12 protein-coding genes are annotated in these 17257 nt (G+C 57.2%); 2 read left to right on the top strand and 10 right to left on the bottom strand.

Features of this window, described 5'->3' with window-relative positions; all coding sequences use genetic code 11:
* Positions 1-32 precede the first annotated feature (32 nt).
* The 3 genes from H6650_04135 to H6650_04125 form a co-directional block, all read right to left on the bottom strand.
* Positions 33-950 (bottom strand): ROK family protein, encoded by a 918-nt coding sequence (locus H6650_04135; GenBank protein MCB8951185.1) that lies wholly within the window; start codon positions 948-950, stop codon positions 33-35.
* Positions 951-1009: 59 nt separating this feature from the next.
* Entirely contained in the window at positions 1010-2917 is a 1908-nt protein-coding gene (locus H6650_04130) for an alpha-amylase (protein ID MCB8951184.1), read from the bottom strand.
* Positions 2918-3110: 193 nt separating this feature from the next.
* Positions 3111-3986 carry a helix-turn-helix domain-containing protein gene (locus H6650_04125; GenBank protein ID MCB8951183.1) on the bottom strand — a complete coding sequence of 292 codons (876 nt, stop codon included), beginning with the start codon at positions 3984-3986 and terminating at the stop codon, positions 3111-3113.
* Between the two features lie 252 nt (positions 3987-4238).
* On the opposite strand from H6650_04125, the gene H6650_04120 reads away from it, so the two are divergent.
* Positions 4239-5414 (top strand): hypothetical protein, encoded by a 1176-nt coding sequence (locus tag H6650_04120; GenBank protein ID MCB8951182.1) that lies wholly within the window; start codon positions 4239-4241, stop codon positions 5412-5414.
* Positions 5415-5716: 302 nt separating this feature from the next.
* A complete protein-coding gene (locus tag H6650_04115; GenBank protein MCB8951181.1) occupies positions 5717-6217 on the top strand; it encodes a hypothetical protein in 501 nt (166 codons plus the stop codon).
* Here H6650_04115 and treS read toward each other — a convergent pair whose 3' ends face one another.
* The 7 genes from treS to H6650_04080 form a co-directional block, all read right to left on the bottom strand.
* Positions 6218-7843 (bottom strand): maltose alpha-D-glucosyltransferase, encoded by a 1626-nt coding sequence (treS, locus tag H6650_04110; GenBank protein MCB8951180.1) that lies wholly within the window; start codon positions 7841-7843, stop codon positions 6218-6220.
* 205 nt (positions 7844-8048) lie between these two features.
* A complete protein-coding gene (locus H6650_04105) occupies positions 8049-9416 on the bottom strand; it encodes a beta-glucosidase (protein MCB8951179.1) in 1368 nt (455 codons plus the stop codon).
* Between the two features lie 57 nt (positions 9417-9473).
* A complete protein-coding gene (locus H6650_04100) occupies positions 9474-10577 on the bottom strand; it encodes a carbohydrate ABC transporter permease (protein MCB8951178.1) in 1104 nt (367 codons plus the stop codon).
* Complete coding sequence (locus tag H6650_04095) at positions 10577-11659, bottom strand: sugar ABC transporter permease (GenBank protein MCB8951177.1); 1083 nt, start codon at positions 11657-11659, stop codon at positions 10577-10579. The genes H6650_04100 and H6650_04095 overlap by 1 nt, the downstream gene beginning before the upstream one ends.
* A 177-nt stretch (positions 11660-11836) precedes the next feature.
* Positions 11837-13240 (bottom strand): carbohydrate ABC transporter substrate-binding protein, encoded by a 1404-nt coding sequence (locus tag H6650_04090; GenBank protein ID MCB8951176.1) that lies wholly within the window; start codon positions 13238-13240, stop codon positions 11837-11839.
* Positions 13241-13515: 275 nt separating this feature from the next.
* Positions 13516-14532, bottom strand: a complete 1017-nt coding sequence (locus H6650_04085) for a LacI family DNA-binding transcriptional regulator (GenBank protein MCB8951175.1) — start codon at positions 14530-14532, stop codon at positions 13516-13518.
* Positions 14533-15359: 827 nt separating this feature from the next.
* Positions 15360-17042: a methylmalonyl-CoA mutase family protein gene (locus H6650_04080; GenBank protein MCB8951174.1), complete on the bottom strand. Its 1683-nt coding sequence runs from the start codon at positions 17040-17042 to the stop codon at positions 15360-15362.
* Between the last annotated feature and the right edge of the window lie 215 nt (positions 17043-17257).

Below are 17257 nucleotides of genomic sequence, written 5' to 3'. Positions count from 1 at the left end.
GTCCATAAAAGTGTAAAATTGTCTTCGGACGGTTACTGAGCGGCGCGGGCGGTTTGTTGCGCCAGGGCGATGGCGCCCAACATGCCGGCACGGTTCCCCAACCCCGGCGGCACAATGTAATCGGCAATCCGCGCCATCACGGCGGGGGAAGCGACGTAGCCGTTTAGTGTCTGCCGGACTTCCGCGTGGATGAGCGGGAAGAGGTGGCGCTGTTCCATAACGCCGCCGCCGAGGATGATGCGCTGGGGGGAGAGGATGCAGACCAGGTTGCTGAGGGCGAGGCCGAGGTAATGGGCTTCAATGGCCCAGGCGGGATGGTCGGGGGGGAGAGTGGCGGCGTTTTGGCCCCAGCGGGACTCGATGGCCGGACCGGCGGCCAATCCTTCGAGACAATCACCGTGGTAGGGGCAAATGCCGGCAAATGCCGGCAGCAACGCCCCATAGGGCAACCGATCTTCACGGCGAGGGAGGCGCATGTGCCCCATCTCCGGGTGAATCAACCCGTGCATCATCTGGCCGTTCACCACGCCACCGCCGCCAATCCCCGTGCCAATCGTGAGGTACACGAATGTATCCAGCCCTTGCGCCGCGCCCCAACGCCATTCACCCAACGCCGCCACATTCACGTCCGTGTCAAAACCGACGGGCACGCCTAGCGCGCGGCGGATCGCGCCCGCGAAATCGACGTTGGCCCACCCCGGTTTGGGCGTGGTGGTGATGGTGCCAAAAGTGGGCGAATGGGGATCGGGGTCGGCGGGGCCAAACGCGCCAATGCCCACGGCGGCAATGGGCGGCTGGGCGCGGAAGAAGGCGATGGCCTGCGCCAGCGTCTCCTCCGGCGCGCGCGTGGGGAATCGCTCTTCCGCCAGAATATCATCCGGTCCCGCCGCAATCGTACACACGAACTTCGTCCCCCCCGCTTCAATCCCGCCATACAATCGTTCGCTCATCGTCACTGCTAATCCCCTAATCCAAGATTGGTTCATTCTTGGAGAATGAACCAATCTCGTTAACCGCGCCCATTCACCGATGAATTGTTCGCTTCCGCTTCCAGCCACATCACCTGGTACGGGGCCAGGGTGATGCCCGGCCACGTGGTCAGGTTTTGGCCGGTGAGATGGTCGTGGAGCGTGCCGGCAAAACGGAGTTCCTGCAAGCGGTAGGCGGGCACTGTCTGCGCCTTTTCGCTGAAATTGCCCAGGATGAGCAGGCGTCCGCGGGCGCTGTCCCGCTGCAGCCCCAACACGGCGTCGTTATGCGTCCAGACCGGTTCCGTGCGCGCCTGTGCGTGTAATGCCGGCAGCCCACGACGCGCGGCAATCTGGCGGCGCAGCCCATGAAAAATGCGTCCCGTGGCTCGCTGCCAGTCGCTACGCCGCGCTGCTCCCTCCCAATCCATGCGCGGGCGGTGCATCCAGCGGTTGTCGTCCGCCAGGTCGGGATCGTCCCGGTAGCTAAGGTCGTTGAGCAAGCCCAATTCATCCCCCATGTAAATCAGGGGAATGCCGCCAAAGGCCAGGATGATGCCGTGGGCCAGCAGAATGCGATCAATCGCCAGGGAAACGAGCCGGGCGTCCTGCTTCTCCAGAGCGATTTCCAGGCCGGCCAGGGAGGCACAGGAGCCGCTGATACGGCGGTCGCCCGTTTTGGGGTTGAACTGGAAGGTGTCGCCACGGGCAAAGCTGTCGGGGAAGCGTCCGCTGTAGAAGTCGCTGAGGAAGGCGCGATGGAGGTAGCCGGAGAGACCAACGGCAGCGGCGTCTTCGTCGGTGACGGCCCAGCCGATGTCGTCGTGGCAGCGAATGTAGGTGATCCAGGCGGCGGATGCGGGAAGTGCCGGCATTTCCTGCAAAGCCCGCGTCATCAACACCACCCGCCGCTCCGCCAAACTGCTCCAGATCAACACCATCAGCACATTGTGGTAGGCGATCTCACATTCCCGGTTCGTGGACTCCCCCCGCCCCAGGTAGGGAATCAGCCGCGGCGGCGACACAATAGCCTCCGCTTTGAACAGCACGCCGGGCGCGGCCAGGCGCGTGAGAGCGCGGAACGCCTGCAACAGATAATGCGCTTCCGGCTGGTTCTGGCTGTCCGTGCCCATGCGCTTCCACATAAAGGCCACCGCATCCAGGCGCAGAATCTCCACCCCCTGGTTCGCCAGGAACAACATGATGTCCAGCATCTCCGCAAAGACAGCCGGGTTGGCGTAGTTCAGGTCCCACTGGTAGCTGTTGAACGTGGTCCATACCCAGCGGTCGATCGCTTCTTCATAGGTGAAATTGCCGGGTTTGAAGTCAGGGAACACCTCTGGCAGCGTCCGTTCATACTGGTCAGGCAGCGTGCGATCAGGGAACATCAGGTAATAATCCTGATAGACAGGATCACCCGCCAACGCCTTTTGCGCCCATTCATGCTCCCGAGCAGTATGGTTGAGTACCAGGTCTGTACAGAGGCTGATGCTGTGCTGCCGCAGCTGCGCCGTCAACTGCCGCAAATCATCCATGCTGCCCAACTCGGGATTGACGGCGCGATAATCCATGACGGCGTAGCCGCCATCGTTGGGGCTGGGGCGGGGTTGCAGCAGGGGCATGAGGTGCAGATAGGTGATGCCCAGCTCTTTGAGGTAGGGGATGTGGTCGGCGACACGGGGGAGCGTGCCGGCAAAACGGTCCACGTACGCAATGTAACCAACCATCCCCGATTGCTGGAACCAGTCCGGCTCAGACACCCGGCGCAAATCCAGCAACCGCAGTTCTGGCGAACGGCTGACATACGCCTGCGCCGCAATCGTCAGGAACCGCGCCACCCAGGCGTCAAAATCCGCCCGTTGCCCATACAAACGGCGCAGCGGTTGCAGCGCATCGGGGAGATACTGGCGCAAGCGAAGCTGGAAAATCTCTTGCTCCAGCGGCTCCATCAAGCGCAGCGGGCCTGTTAAGAGTTTAGGCCAGTAGAATTCCATGACTCGTCAATCGTCGCCAGCTTTGCGGAAAACAGACATATCGCATATGACTCTACTGAAAAAAGGCCAAAAACCGGGTTTTTACACATGAATCACTCTGGTAATTTCCGCCGGACAATCGAAAAACCCGGTTTTTTCAGTGAGACGGCTACAATTTGAAACGCTTCTCCGGCCACGTCGCCAGAAGAAAAGGCCACTTGACCCCCGCCGCAGCCGCAATCCGTTCAAATACTTGAGCCGTCTGCACATCAACGGGCAAACAGTTTATAACCATCAATTCCGTTTCCGCTGTCGGCACCTCCGTCACCGTCATCACATATTTGAGCCGCCCATGCCTGGTGTTCACCGTGTGGCGCACGTGCACGGGCACAGCATAATCAGGGGTAAAAACCAGGACACGATACCAGAAATCCTTAAATTTCTTGTATTTGTTCAGATTCTTTAGCAAGTACACGTAATAATCAGTACCTCGATACGGCAAGGTGCTGTATCGAAAGAACAGGACAGCCTCAAGCAAAACATGTTCTACATTTGTTCCTATCAGGTCCAGAGCGCAGAACTCGGGATCAAACAGGGTGCGCATCCCGTTAAGCGCAATCGGATGTGTCGCCGCGTCTTCCAGGTCCACCGGAATGCCAAACACGTTGATCATAATGCTGTTGGCAGCAACAATATCATGATAGGCATCCACGATGTACGCTGGAAAGCGCACATCGGTCAACCTGGCAACAACGTCCTGCAATGTTTGCTGTGGTGAAACAGCAACCGTCCTCTTTTTGTCTATTTCCGCGGCAGCAGTGAAAAACTTATGTCGTTCCAACGTGGTCAACTGAAAGGTCTGCGCCAGCCTGTGCAAATCCTCTAACTGCAAATTCGCTTTACGACCTGTCTCGATATTGCGCACAACGGCCTCACTTAGTCCTGTGCTTTCGGCCAATTTCTGTTGCGTCAACTGGCGATCATTTTCATCCTTTTGCGATTCGCGCAGCACCTTAATTAACTTCCCGAATTCAGCTCGATTCATTCATGGCCCTCCGTTCGGACATCCAACGAGATCAGACTGCATTATAACAAACCGCTGATTATCCGCCTACGCGGTGGTATTTTTTCACCATTCAACACGCCAAATTTCATCAGTTGGCCTGCCCCTTCCAGGTGACCTGCATCTATTGGCGTCCAGGCGTCTGCACTATACTGCCAGAGAAAGACCTAAACGCGCCGCATTCATGCGTCGCATGAAACTGGTCCAAAATACTTTAGTTTAAGGAGTAAGCATATGTTTCGTAGGCAACGTAGTCATGTCTGGGTAATTGTGCTTCTGATCGCCATGCTGCTAATACCACTGGCAGCAGCGCGGGTAGCAGCCGATTCGTCTGTTCCAACGATGGAAAAGGATCCGATCGCTTTTGACGCCATGATCTATGCAGATCAATTCGGTATCAGCCAGGAGGAGGCTATGCGCCGCTTTGCCGTGCAAGAGTCCGCCGGGGTACTGGAGGAAACATTAAGCCGCAAGGCCACTGCAACATTCGCCGGACTCTGGCTTGAACATACGCCGGAGTTTCGCGTTGTGGTGCAATTCACCGACCCGACACAGCAGGATATTACAGTCTATACACGGGACGAAGCATTGGCTTCTCTGGTCGAAATCCGTACAGCCCAGGTGGCGCTCGTTGATCTTGAAAAGGCGCAGGCAGCGGCCATGGCCGCGGTTGCCCGCATCGGAATACCGGTTGAATCTGGCATTAATGTGCCGGCAAACCGGGTTGAACTGTACGTTATTGAGCGGGATCGCCTTGTGGAAGCGATTCAACAGGGAATCGTATCGCTGGCTCCAGAGGTAGACATCATCAGCGTGTCGGCGATGAGTACGCCTAACGCCGACATTTACGGCGGGCTATCCCTGTCTACGTGCACCAGTGGCTTCTCAGTCAAGAACTCCAGTGGAACCAAGGGGATCACCACCGCCGCTCACTGCTCAAATACACAGAGTTACAGCGGCACCAGTTTGACCTTCAAGAGTGAAAAATATACGGGTTCCTATGATATTCAGTGGCATACGGCCTCCGGCTACACCGTGGTGAATAAGATACGGTGGTGGAGCGATGGCAGTACCCGTACCATCACGGCGACCAAAAGCCGGAGCAGTCAGGTCATCGGTGGGTATGTCTGCAAATATGGCATGACCACGAACTACACCTGCGGCTACATCAGCGACAAGAATTATCAACCCAGCTACGTCCCCAGCGCCAGCGCCACGTTCATCAGGGTTGACAACACCGCCGGGTACGGCGATCTTTCTTCCGGCGGCGACAGCGGCGGGCCGTGGTTCCTGAACAATACGGCATATGGAACACACAGTGGCTCACCTGGCTCGGACCCGAACGACGCCATCTATATGGCTATCAACTACGTGTCAGGTATCAGCGTCAGCGTCATGACGGCCCCATAAAAGAGTCTACTCGTGAGGAAGATTGGTTCAATTATCTTGAAGATTGGTAACTGCTAAGGAACGAAATTTAAATAACTTGTAACTATTCACGTCTCCGAGAGATTGGACCAATTTTGTAGACATCAATAAGATTCAACCAGAGCAAATTGGTCCAATCTGGGCAGATGACCTGTATAGTCACAATAACTTATCCATTCAGATTGGTTCAATCTCCAAAGATTGAACCAATCTTGACCAACTTATTTAAGCGCCATTCCTAAGCCAGAAAATTGATCCAATCTCCAGAGTGCGTTAGTGTTACGATGATTGAACCAATCTTCGACTTTCATGAGGTCAAAAGAAAGATGATGAACGCTATTCGCTTCTCAACCAAAACAGTTTTCTGGTTTCTATTCCTGTTTCTGTTTTACACAATGACCACCACTTCCTGCCAGAGTAGCAAGACGGGCGACAGCCCAATCAACCCCTTTTTCCCGCAGCAGCAAGAGGCGCAGCCAGATTCCATGGATGCGCTCACAGTAGGGAAACTGGTGCTGGACGATAATTGTCTTCGCGTGCAGGATAGCGACAATAACAACTATCTGCTGGTCTGGCCGCAATCTTACTCTCTGAACGTCGCCGGAGAAAACGTTCAGGTGAAGGATGACACCGGAAAGATTGTGGTCCAGGTTGGTGACGTGGCTAACGTGAGTGGTGGGGAGGTCCCCGCCGACCAGATCGGGAACTACGTCGCTCAGGCGACAATGCCGGCAGATTGTCCTGGACCTTTCTGGCTCGTTGCTTCCGTAACTACGACCAGGTAATCAGGTCTCGAACAAGAGCCAATACCCTCGTTGTGGTCGCAGCTTGATGACAACGGGCAATTCCGTTACCAGCCATGTCTGCGTCGGGTTGAGCAAATCAACGCAGGTCCGTCCACTAAATTGCGGCAGATTCAAACTTATCGACTGCGCCTCTCTGCTGAGGTTGAACAGGCACAAAACTCGTTCATCGGGCGTGATACGCCAGTAGGCAAATACGGCGTTGTCGGGATGTTCGACCCATTTCAATGCGCCATTGCGCAAGGCGGGATGCGCCTGGCGCGTGTGTAACAGGTACCGCGTCGCCGCCAGGTAAGAAGCGTCGTCTTCTTCCTGTGCGGCTACGTTGACGTACCGGTAACCATATTCCGGATCGCCGTTTACGGGAAAATATGTCTGTTCGGCGGGGGAAAAGCCGCCGTTGGGGCTATCGTTCCACTGCATGGGCGTGCGGCAACCGTGACGATCTGGCAGCCAGACGTTATCCCCCATGCCGATTTCATCCCCATAATAAACGATGGGCGCGCCGGGCAGGGAAAGGAAAAGGGCGTGCAGCAGCAGCCACTGCTGTTTGTTGTTGTCCAGCAGGGGGGCCAGCCGCCGCCGGATGCCCATATTCAGGCGCATGCGCGGTTCCGGCGCGTACTGCTCCCACATCCATTGCCGTTCCTCCGGCGTGACCATTTCCAGCGTGAGTTCGTCGTGGTTGCGTAAAAACGTCATCCACTGCGCCCCTGGCGGAATGGGTGGCGTGCGGGCGAGGATGTCCAGGATAGGCTGCTTATTTTGCTGTTTCAGGGCCATGTAGAGGCGGGGCATGATGGGGAAGTGGAAGCAGACCTGAAACTCGTCGCCATCGCCGAAGTAGGGCAGCAAGTCTTCGGGCCATTGGTTGGCCTCGGCAATGAGGACGCACCCCGGATATTCTTCGTCAATGAGGCGACGCACTTTTTTCAGGAACTGATGCGTTTCCGGCAGATTTTCGCAGTTGGTTCCTTCCCGCTCATAGAGGTAGGGCACGGCGTCGGCGCGAAAGCCGTCTACGCCCATGTCCAGCCAGAAGCGAATCACGTTGAACATTTCCGCGTGGACGGCGGGGTTGTCGTAGTTGAGGTCGGGTTGGGTGCGGAAGAAACGATGCCAGAAGTATTTGCCGGCATTCTCGTCATACGTCCAGTTCGATGGCTCATAATCAATGAAAATAATGCGCGCATCGGCATACTCCGCGCCCGTTTTGCTCCAGACATAATAGTCGTGATACGGAGAGTCAGGGTCCTGGCGCGCCGCCTGGAACCAGGGATGCTGGTCGGAAGTGTGGTTCATCACCAGGTCAATGACCACCTTCAGCCCACGCTCGTGCGCCGCGTCCAGGAAAGCCCGAAAATCCGCCAGCGTGCCATAGTCGGGATGAATGTCGTAATAATCGGCCACGTCATAGCCATCATCCTTCAGCGGCGACGGGAACATGGGCAAGAGCCAGATGCAGTTTACGCCCAGCGATTGTAGATGGTCCAGCTTGGTGATGGCTCCGCGAAAATCTCCGTGACCATCGCCATTTCCGTCGCAAAAGGCGCGAATGTACAGTTCGTAGAATACGGCTTCTTGATACCAGTGGGTGTCTTGCGTCATGGTAGTAAAATTTGTGGGTGGTGATAGGTAGCCATCAGTTGCCGGGTCAGTCCATGAAGTTGGTCAAGATTGGTTCAATCTTCGGAGATTGAACCAATCTGAATGGATAGAGCGTTCAGAATTTAGTTCTCCCCAAGATTGGTTCATCCTTGGAGAATGAGCCAAGCTGAGGTATTGCCGGCATAAACACAGTCCACCGATTCCATTACTCCTCCATTTCCAGGCCATTGGCGGCGATGACATCACGATACCAGAAGGCGCTGTCTTTGGGGGTGCGCTGCTGCGTTTCATAATCGACATGGACGATGCCGAAGCGCTGGGTGTAGCCGCGCGCCCACTCGAAGTTGTCCATGAGGGACCATTGCAGGTAGCCGGCCAGGGGAACGCCGTTGCTGATGGCGCGATGGGCGGCGGCAATGTGGCCGCGCAGGTAGCGGATGCGCCGCTCGTCGGCGACGCGCCCGTCGGCGGCGGGGGCATCCAGGTAGCTGCATCCGTTTTCGGTGATGATGATTTGGGGGATGCGGTAGCCGAAGTGGAGCCAGTTCAGAAGGTGATAGAGGCCGGAGGGATAGACTTCCCAATCCATTTCCGTGCGCGCTTCCGGGGGGTCGGGGAAAATTTCCTGGGGCCGGTTGTCTGGCGCGTCGGCGGCGCGGGCAACGTGGCGGGTGTAGTAGTTGACGCCGAGGAAGTCGGTGGGGGCGGCGATCAGGTCGAGGTCGCCGGGGTGGAGGAAGTCGAGGCCGTGGGGGAGGTAGCCGATGGCGTGGTAGTGGGCGACCATGTCGGCGGGATAGTGGCGTCCGTAGAGGGGATCGAGGAACCAGCGGCTGAAGTAGCCGTCCCAGATGCGGGCGGCGTGATAGTCGGCGGGGCTGGAAGATGCCGGCACGGCCGGCTCAAAATTCAACGCAATCCCCACGTGCGCCCCTGGCACGTTTGCCCGCAACCGCCGCACCGCCAACCCATGCGAGAGCAGAACGTGGTGCGCCACTTGCAACGCCGCGCGGCCATCCTGCCAACCCGGCGCATGTTCCCCCAACTCGTGGCTCAACAAACTGGTACACCACGGCTCATTATGCGTAATCCAATGTTGCACACGGTCGCCCAGGCGCTGACTGACAACGTGCGCCAACTCCGCGAAAGCATCCGCCGTTTCCCGGTTGGTCCAGCCGCCCCTGTCTTGCAGCGTCATCGGCAGTTCCCAATGATACAGCGTGACAAACGGCAGGATATGCGCCGCCAGCAAACCATCCACCAGCCTATCGTAGAAATCCAGTCCCGCCTGATTCAGGCGACCACGCCCTGCCGGCAAAATGCGCGGCCAGGAGACGGAAAAGCGATACGCCTGAATGCCCAACTGCCGCATCAGGGCCACATCTTCGCGCCAGCGATGATAATGGTCGCAGGCCACGTCTCCGGTGGCGCCATCCTGCACGCGCCCGGGGGTGTGGACAAAGCGGTCCCAAATGGACTCGCCTCGCCCATCTTCGTCCCATGCACCTTCAATTTGGTAAGCGGAAGTCGCCACACCCCAAAGAAAGTCGGGGGGAAAAGTCAATTTTGTCATGTTCGATCAGATTAAAGATTGGACCAATCTCGGAGATTGGTCCAATCTTGCCAAACCTTACCCTTTAACAGAGCCGGCCAGCAGTCCACGCACGAAATAGCGCTGCAAGGAGATGAAGACGACCAGGGGCAGGATCATGGTGACGAATGCGCCGGCGGTGAGGAGATGCCAGTCGCTGCCGCGCGAGCCGACGATGTCGGCCAGGCGCTGGGTGACGACTTCGAATTCGGGGTTGCCGCCGAGGAAGACGAGGGCCACGAGGTAGTCGTTCCACACCCAGAGGAATTGGAAGATGGCGAATGAGGCTAATGCCGGCACGGACAACGGCAAAATCAGTCGCGTAAACACCGTAAAGTGGGAAGCGCCATCAATGAAAGCGGACTCCAACGTCTCCCGCGGCAGCGTGCTGATGTAGTTGTAAAGCAAGTACGTCGCCAACGCCAAACCAAAGCCCGTATGCGCCAGCCAGATAGCCAGGAACGTCCCATTCAGTCCCAGACTCTTGTAGTCCTTCAAGATAGGAACGAGCGCAATTTGCAGCGGCACCACCAGCATCGCCACCACCAGCACAAACATCAAACGCCGCCCCGGAAACCGCATCCAGGCAAAGGCATACGCGGCAAAAGCGGCGATCAAGATGGGAATCACCGTCGAGGGCACGGATACGGCCAGGCTGTTCAAGAAAGAAGCAGACATATCGTCGCCGGGAATGGTCTCAATCGTGCCATCCGCCCGCTGGAACTGGTAATCCTTCCCCGTTAACACCTGCTGATAGTTGGACAACGTGAAATCCCAGTTCACCGTCCAGTTCTTCTCTTGCACTTCAATCATACCCAGGCGGCGGTTGCCAATCCACAACAGGCGCGTCCCATCGGGTACGGTCACGCCGGCCCGCAATTCCTCGAACGTCGCCGTCACCCCTTGGACCTCCATGGGGCCATCCGCGTTGAACCCCTCCGCGCGCGGGTCGATCACTTGTGTCGTTTCCCAGGCGCGATGGGGCAAAACGGACCACCAACCAGAAGATTGAATGTCATTACGGGAACGGAAGGATGACACGAAAATACCCAGCGTGGGAACCGTCCAGATGAGACACAGGAGCAGCAGCCCACCGTTGACAAAAATGCTGCCGATTAGTTTTTGTCTGCGCGCACTACCCATTAGAATGCCTCCTGTTCTCTAAACTGCCGCAAGTTGTAGATCATGACGGGAATGACCGCAATCAGGAGGATAATGGCAATGGCGGAGCCAATACCCGTGTTGTTCGCTACGAAAGATTGGCGGATAAACTGGGTGGCGATCACCTCCGTGCCAAACTGCCCCCCCGTCATCACCCAAACCACGTCGAAAATCTTCAAGGTGAAAATGACGATCGTGGTCCAGACGGTAATGATTGTGCCCATGATATACGGAATCATGATGCGGAAAAAGATTTGAATTTCCGTGGCGCCATCCACACGCCCTGCTTCGAGAAGCTCATCGGGAATCCCTTTCAATGCCGCCGAAAACAAGACCATGGCAAAACCCGCTTGCAGCCAGATAACGATGACAATGAGGAACAGGTTGTTCCAGGGAGCAATGGCCGTCCAGGCGGTCCACGCTTTGGCCGTGCCGCCGAGGGACGTAATGATGGCGTTGAGCAAGCCGATTTGCACAGAGTCGCCGGGGCGAATGGAGTACATGAAATTCCAGATGACGCCCGCGCCGACGAAGGAGATGGCCATGGGGAGGAAGATGAGCGTTTTGGCGAAACGCTCGAAGCGGCTGCGATCCGCGAGGACGGCGACCAACAGGCCAAACGCGACCGTGAAGGTGCTGCCAAAGACGATCCACAGGACGTTGTTGCGAATGGCTTCCGTCAGTAACCGCTGCGAAAAGAGGCTGACGTAGTTGCTGAGACCAACGAAATTCGTTCCTGTACGGTCAAACAGGCTCAACCAACCGGTGCGCACAGCGGGGAGCGCCAGATACCAGATGAGAATAACCATGCCCGGTCCGACAAATACAAATGGCTGTAGCAGGGCTGTCCATTTTGCCGGCATTCGTTCCACCAACCCATTAAACACCGTATACAAAAGCGCTACCCCGCCCACGCCCCACACAATGGCTACCACAGCAACAATCCACTTGGGCGCGTCACTATCGCGCAAGAAGATGAAGCCGCCATATATCACCAAAAAAGCAACGGCGGGAATCACCAGCGCCACGAACAAACGCCCCAAGAACGAGAGTATCCTCGTCATCAAGGTTGCGCCGCCCCTCTCTGTCGCGCTTAAATTCGCCATAATCTCCTCCTTATATGGTAAGGCGTGGCGCACGTTGTAGACGCACCGCGCCGGCAATGGTGGCACGAAAATCCGCGAATAGAAGACTGCCAGTTCCGGGGAACTGGCAGTCTCAACGACGAACGAAGGATAGGATTACCGAGGCCAGGAGGCGTCGATGTCTTTGAGGACGGTGTCCAGATCAGCGGAACCGCTGACGTAGTCCACCATACCTGTCCAGAACGTGCCGGCGCCAACTTCGCCGGGCATCAAGTCGGAACCATCAAAGCGGAAGCTGGAGGCATTGGCGACCAGTTCAGCCAGTTTGGCTTCCAGTTCACGTCCGTACATGTCGGGCGTGGCCGTCTGCTGCGCGGCCAATGCGCCACCGTCAGAGAGCCAACCACCGGCGGATTGCGGCGTGGTGAAGTATTCCATCAGCGCGCGCACTTCGGGGCGGTCATTGAACATGCTCATCAGGTCGCCGGCAACGAGGAACGGCTTGCCGTACTGCTCGTCAACGGGCGGCAGATAGAAGACATCATAGTCTACGAACGGCTGCGTCCCTTCGGGGAAGAAAGCGGTGATGAAGTTGCCTTGCTTGTGCATCCAGCACTTCGGCGGATTCTCAAACATGGGCAGCGGCGCATCGCTAAACTCCGTGGTGACGATGGAGGCGCGACCACCATAGACATATTGGTCATTGAACCAGATGTTGCTCCAGGTTTCAATAGCCTTCTTCACTTCGGGGGAGTCGAAGGGAAGCGTACCGGCAACCCAGGCGTCGTAGTTGTCCAGAGAGGTGGTGCGCAGCATCATCTCTTCCGTCCAGTCGGTGGCCGGCCAGCCGGTGGCGGCGCCGGAGCCGATGCCGATGCACCAGGGGGTGTCGCCATCAGCAACGATCTGGTCCATCAGGGCCTGCATTTCGTCCCAGGTGGTGGGGATAGGATAGCCGGCGGCGTCCCAGTCATCTTTGGGATACCAGACAAGGCTCTTACCGTTGAAGCGGTGCCAGACGCCGGCGGTTTTGCCATCGATCTGGCCCATGTCCAGCCAGGACTGGTTGTACTGTTGTGCCAGCCAATCTTGGGGGATGAAGGTGCTCACGTCCACGAGTTTGTCGATGAAGTTGGCGGCTTTGCCGGGTTGGGGGAAGTCGGCGATGTCGGGGGCGTCGCCCGCTTCGACGCGCACGCTGATGGTGGCTTCAAAGTCCTTGCCGCCAATGTACTGCACGTCGATGCCGGTGGCATCTTCAAACGCCTTCATGGATTGGTCAAAACGAACGACGTCGTCGTCGGCGAAGGGGCCGTCAACAGTGACGGTTGTGCCCGTGAACTCGCCGTTGATGGCGCGTTCCAGGAACCCACCGGAGCGGTAGGCGAAATCAACGGCGGGCATTTCCTCCATGGGCGCTTCGGTCGGCGCTTCCATGGGTCCTTCGGTGGCGGCGGGGGCTTCGGTGGGGCTTTCGGTTCCGCCAGAGGAACAAGCCGCGACACCGAGAGCCAGGATCACGGTCAGAGCCACGATGATCCAGAAGTTCTTTTTCAACATATCTCTCAATCTCCTTACTTTTTTATCATGGTTTGAAAGTAACTTCTCCATATTTCGGGGAAACCACGGCGGGAGCTTGTCGAAGGTCGTTGGTTTCGACAGGCTCAACCAACTTTGCCCCACTTTATTGAGAAGATACTGGTTTGAAAACAATCAAGATTGGTCCAGTCTCCAAACGGCGTTAGTAGTTACCGATTGACAAGCTATTTGCGAACACATCACCTCCTTTAGAGCCGTTGTCAGTTGATTGTTGAGAGTAGCGCGCGTTTCGTTGCTCAGGCACGGTGGCGTGGAGCAGCCGTTGTCGCGCGGACGATGAGTTCGGTAGAGAGTTGCAGGTGGGTGGGTTTTGCCGGCATTTGCGCGATCACCGACAGGAGTAATTCGACGCTTTCAATCCCGGTCATGAATAGCGGTTGGCGAATGGTCGTCAGGCTGAGGTACTCGGCTATCTCAATATCATCATAGCCAATGATGGAAAGGTCTTGGGGAACGCGCAACCCCATGCTCTCCGCCGCCTGCATGACGCCAATGGCCTGGGTGTCGCTGGCGGCAAATATGGCGGTCGGGGGAATGGGCAGGGCCAGGAGTTGTTCGGCCATCTGTTGCGCTTGCCGACGACCATGCGCACCTTGCTGGTGATATTCGGGGCGGTGGGAAATGCCGGCATCCGCCAAAGCGCGACGATACCCCTCATAACGACGTCGGCTGGCCGTGAAGACAAACGGATTGTCCATCGTATCACTGATGTAGCCAATACGCTCGTGCCCCAGCTCAATCAGATGCCGGGTCGCCGCATAACCACCATTCACATCATCAATCGTCACTGAATGCAGGCGCTCGTGGTAGGCATCCACCAGTACCGTTGTCACGCCCGAAGCAATAAACCGCTCCACATCCTCGTCTTGTGGCGACAAAGCCATGATCAGCAAGCCATCCACACGCTCCCGGCGGGGCATCTCGCGGAAATAGGCGTCTCGCCTCTCCACGGTTTCCACGTTGTAAAGAACCAGATCATATTCGCTGTTCACCAGCGCATACTCAATGCCGCGCAGGCGTTCTACAAAGGCTGGTCGGGTAAAAAAAGGAACTATGACACCAATGGTCATTGTTTTGCCCAGGGAGAGGCGGCGGGCAAAGGGGTTCGGGGCGAAGTTTAGCTCTTCGATGGCGACGAGTACTTTGCGGCGGGTGATCTCGCTCACGGAAGGGCTGTCATTCAAGACTCTGGAGACTGTTCCAACCCCGACACCGGCCTGTTTTGCAACGTCACGAATGGTAGTGGCGGCCATATTGATTTCTCAAGGGGTCCGCAAGAGACCGGAGCTGTTTGCAAAACCGCTCCGGTCTGGGAAGACTTTCCGCGCGATTGCCGCTCCGGGTTTGGGGAGGCGCGCAATCTTCTGGTAAATGCCGGCATCTCACCACAGTGAACTGGCAAAAGGATGTGTAGTTGCCGGCATTAGGACAAAGCAACCGGATGGAACCGGTTCCAATTATGCATACTATACAAGAAGGTATGTCCATCTGTCAAGAGGCACGTCATCATCTTCCCGTTCATGCGTGAAAATGCCGGCAGCGCCTCCGTTCCCGGCAGTCCGCCTGCCCCCGCAAAAAAAAGCCCCCCTTCTCTCGCGGAGGAGGGGGGCATAGGCATTTCCCATGCGTGGAATGCGCCAGCATGGAAGACAGAGTCACCAATCCTGGCCGGAAAAAAGATTACAAAAGTCTTCAAACCAGCTTTGACATCAATACGCCCGGCCAAGACGTTTGCAGTCTTTCATCGCCCTTGTTGCCCTCGATAGGCTCAGGCAACGGGCTAAATACGACCAACCTTTCTAAGTAGCCGCCCAAAAACAACTTCACGTTTTCATCAGATGGCTACTGACAAGCTGTCCGCACAATTCCGCTAACTTAATTGCGGACAGCCACTAAGGAGCGGAAATTAAATGAGACAACGACGTTGTTTCCTTACCACTCCTTCAAACTGGCGATGCCGTTTCGTATCTTATTTCGTCGCCAGTCCTCAGTGACCGTCTAAAAACAGCTTTCCCGCTTCAGAATGGTTCCTTCTTGAAGAATGAACCACTCTTGGGGAGAACTAAATTCTGGACACTCACTAAATCCAGGTTGGCTCATGGTACACGCCAAAGACCTGGCGCAGCACGTTGGTGATCTCGCCCAAGGTGGCATAGGCGCGCACAGCGTCCAGGAGATAGGGCATCGTGTTTTCCGTGCCGCCGGCGGCCTGGCGCAGCGCGGAAAGGGTAGCCGCGACCTTTTCGTTGTCCCGCTCCAGGCGCAGTTGTTGCAGCCGGGAGACCTGTCGCTCGTAGCCCTCCGGGTCCATTTGCAATAGCGGAATCCGCGGCGTTTCGTCCGGGTCTGCAAAGCCATTCACGCCAACAATGGTACGCTGATTGTCGTCAATCTCGCGCTGATATTGGTAAGCGGCATTGGCAATTTCCGTCTGGTAGAACCCTTTGTCAATTGCCGGCAACACGCCCCCCAACGCCGCCACCCGATCCCAATACGCATACACCTGCCGCTCAATTTTATTCGTCTCATGCTCCACAAAGAACGAACCCGCCAGCGGGTCAATCGTATTCGAGACACCGCTCTCCTCGGCAATAATCTGCTGCGTGCGCATGGCCACCGTCACCGCGTGTTCGCTGGGCAGCGCCAGCGCCTCATCCATGCTGTTCGTGTGCAGGCTCTGCGTGCCGCCAATCACCGCCGCCAGCGCCTGAATCGCCACGCGCACGATGTTGTTTTCCGGCTGCTGCGCCGTCAGCGAAACGCCCGCCGTTTGCGTGTGGAAGCGGCACAGCCAGGAGCGCGGATTTTTGGCCCCAAACGTCTCCCGCATCTCCCGCGCCCAAATACGACGGGCGGCGCGGAACTTGGCGATCTCCTCGAAAAAGTCATTGTGGCAGTTGAAAAACAGGCTCAGACGCGGGGCAAAATCATCAATATCCATCCCCCGCGCCAGACACCAGCGCACATATTCCAGACCATTCCCCAGCGTGAAGGCCAGCTCCTGCGCGGCGGTCGATCCCGCTTCGCGGATGTGATAACCGCTGATGGAAACGGTGTTCCACTGCGGCAGCCGCCGGGAGCCAAACTCAATGGTGTCCACCACCAATCGCATGGACGGCTCAGGCGGGAAGATGTACTCTTTCTGGGCGATATACTCCTTCAGGATGTCGTTTTGCAGCGTGCCGCGCAGGTTTTCCATGGGCACGCCCTGTTTTTCCGCCGTGGCGATGTACATGGCCCAGATGATGGCCGCGGGGCTGTTGATGGTCATGCTGGTGCTCACTTTGTCCAGAGGAATGCCATCCAGCAACACTTCCATATCTTTCAAGCTGCTCACGGCCACGCCGCAGGTGCCAAATTCGCCCAGCGCTTCCGCATCATCCGTGTCGTAGCCCATCAGGGTGGGCAGGTCGAAGGCGATGGAGAGGCCCATATTGCCATGTTCCAGCAGGTATTTGAAGCGGGCGTTGGTTTCCTCCGCCGTGCCGAATCCGGCGAACATACGCATCGTCCATAGTCTGCCCCGGTGCATGGTGGCGTGTACGCCGCGTGTAAACGGGTATTCACCGGGGAGGTTAAGGTCGCGTTGATAGTCGAGGTCGGGCACGTCCAGTGGGGTATAGAGCCGCCGGATGGGTTCGCTGGAGGTGGTGCTGAAGGCCTCTTTGCGTTCGGGCAGGCGCGCCAGGGTGCGCTGCAAAGAGGTTTCTTCCCACTTGTCCATCTCTTGGGCCAGTTCGGCGAGTTTTTGCTTGTCGTACATCAGGAAGGTTTCCTCCAAGGGCAGTTCTCGGTTGGTGGTTGGTAGTTGCCGGCATTTGCGACGACACGCCACGGGCAAAGCGGACCAGGGCGTGGTGACAGCGCGGTCGCAGGTTGGGATATGGGCGGATTATACAGCAGGTTGGGGAAATGGTAAGGGGGCGTAGGGGGTTCGTAGTTGCGGGGGTCTCTGGCTGACGTTAGAATGCGCTTCTG

It is taken from the genome of Ardenticatenales bacterium, assembly GCA_020634515.1.
GTDB lineage: Bacteria > Chloroflexota > Anaerolineae > Promineifilales > Promineifilaceae > JAGVTM01.
The sequence above is the reverse complement of the archived record's forward strand: the minus strand, read 5'-3'. Positions and strand labels throughout refer to the sequence as shown.